This is a genomic window from Micromonospora sp. S4605, assembly GCF_003176715.1.
In the GTDB taxonomy this organism is placed as follows: Bacteria; Actinomycetota; Actinomycetes; order Mycobacteriales; family Micromonosporaceae; genus Micromonospora; species Micromonospora echinaurantiaca.
Map to the genome: position 1 here is coordinate 1 of NZ_QGSW01000191.1, position 1,997 is coordinate 1,997.

Sequence of the window (1,997 nt, forward strand, 5' to 3'; positions counted from 1 at the left end):
CCCTGGTCGACCGGTCCCTGGCGTACCCCCGGCCCGCCGCCGGCGCGACGCCGGGCCCGACGGGGCCGCAGCGATCTCCCGACCGGTCGAACCGGGCGCTGACCGGGCTGGTCGCGGCCGGCCTGGCGCTGCTGCTCGGCCTGGTCGGGGTGCTCGTGCTCGCCGACGGCGACGGCACCGCGCCCAGTACGGCCGGTCCGTCCGCCACCGCCCCGGCCGCACCGCCCACCAGCAGCGAGCCCGCGCCGGAGCCGAGCAGCGCCCCACCGTCGACCAGCAACGGGCCGCAGCCGGTTGGGTTCCGGCAACTGGCCGCCGAGTTCGCCGCGCTGCTCGCCCAGATCCAGGCCCGGGGCGAGATCGACCGGCGGACCGTCGAGGAACTGCGGGACAAGCTCGTCGACCTGGCCCGGGGCAAGCCGAAGGACCGCGCCAAGCGGATCGAGGACCTGCGCGAGCGCATCGCCGAGGCGGAGGAGCGGGAGCGGATCTCGCCGGACGCCGCGGACCGCCTGAACGACCTGCTCGACCGGGTCACCGGGGTGCCCGGCGACGACGAGGACAACGACTGAACCCGCTCAGCGACCTCGACCAGCGCCCCCTGCGCAACCCGCCCGGCCCGCACCACCAGCGCGTACGCACCGACGCAGGGCTGCGGGTCGAGCTGGGGCAGGGGCGCGACCCGGTTGAGCCGCGCCGGAGCCCGCAGCGCCGCCACCTGACGGGGCAGCTCGCCGTGCGCCAGGGTCGGCACCGCGCAGCGCGGCGTGGCCGCCAGCACCCGTAGCACCAGCGCGTCACCGATCCGCAGCTCCCGCCCCACCCACTCGTTCTCCACGAACCCGTCCGCCGGGACGTCATCACCAGGTTCGGCCGTTGACGTTCTCCCCGCCCTGAAGGGCGGGGACTCCCTCCGCGCTGCGCGTGGAACAGCGCGTGGCGCCCGGGCGGATTCCTGTTTCACGGCGCGGTGCCGGCACGGATGCCGGTCTTACCTGCGCTCCACAGGCGTTTGGGTTGTCCCAGCGTCCCTGGGCCAACACATTGATCGCCGCGTTCACGTCCCGGTCATGGGTTGCCCCGCATGGGCAGGTCCATGACCGGACGTTGAGCGGCTTGGGTCCGTCGATCCGGCCGCACGCTGAGCAGGTCTGCGACGTGGGTGCGAAACGGTTGATCTTCCCGAACCTGCGCCCGGCGCGGGCGGCCTTGTACTCCAGCATTGCGGTGAAGCTGGCCCACCCGGCGTCGTACACGGACTTCGCCAGCCGGGTACGGCCGAGACCAGCCACGCACAGGTCCTCGACGTACACCGCTTGGTTGTCGCGGATGATCGCCGTGGACAGCTTGTGCTGCCAGTCCCGCCGGGTGTCGGCCACCCGGGCGTGCGCCCGAGCCACCTTCTTGACGGCCTTCTTGCGGTTGCTGCTGCCCCGCTGCTTGCGGGACAGATCCTGCTGCAACCGCTTGAGCTTGCGGGCCGCGCGGCGCAGAAACGTCGGTGCCGTGACCTTCGTGCCGTCGGAGAGGACCGCGAAGTGCGTCAGCCCCAGGTCGATACCCACCTCGGAGTCGACCGGCGGCAGCGGTTCGTCGGTGGCCTGCACGACGAACGACGCGAAGTACCGCCCAGATGCGTCCCGGATAATCGCCACGGACGACGGGTCCGCCGGAAGGTTGCGTGACCAGCGCACGGGCAGGTCGCCGACCTTCGGTAGGCGCAGGCGGCCATTGTCGAGGACCTTGAACCGGGAGTTCTTGGTGAACCGGATGGCCTGCCGGTTGTCCTTGCGCGACCGGAACCGCGGCGGCGCGACCGTGCGGCCCCTGCGTTTGCCAGACAGGGAGTTGAAGAAGTTCCGGTACGCGGTGTTCAAGTCCGCGAGTGCCTGCTGCAACACCACGGCCGAGACCTCGCCCAGCCATGCCCGCTGCGGGGTCAGCTTGGCCTCGGTGATCAGCCGTCGGGACAGCTCGGCGTCGCAGATGTACATGTA

1 protein-coding gene and 1 pseudogene are annotated in these 1,997 nt (G+C 72.0%); one reads left to right on the forward strand and one right to left on the reverse strand.

Annotated features, from left to right (window positions below; genetic code table 11):
• Positions 1–572 (forward strand): annotated as a pseudogene (locus tag DLJ47_RS35745) (serine/threonine-protein kinase); the annotation flags it as partial.
• A gap of 288 nt (positions 573–860) precedes the next feature.
• Here DLJ47_RS35745 and DLJ47_RS15510 read toward each other — a convergent pair.
• On the reverse strand, positions 861–1,997 hold a 1,137-nt coding region (locus DLJ47_RS15510), incomplete at its 5' end, for an RNA-guided endonuclease InsQ/TnpB family protein (protein WP_199235864.1).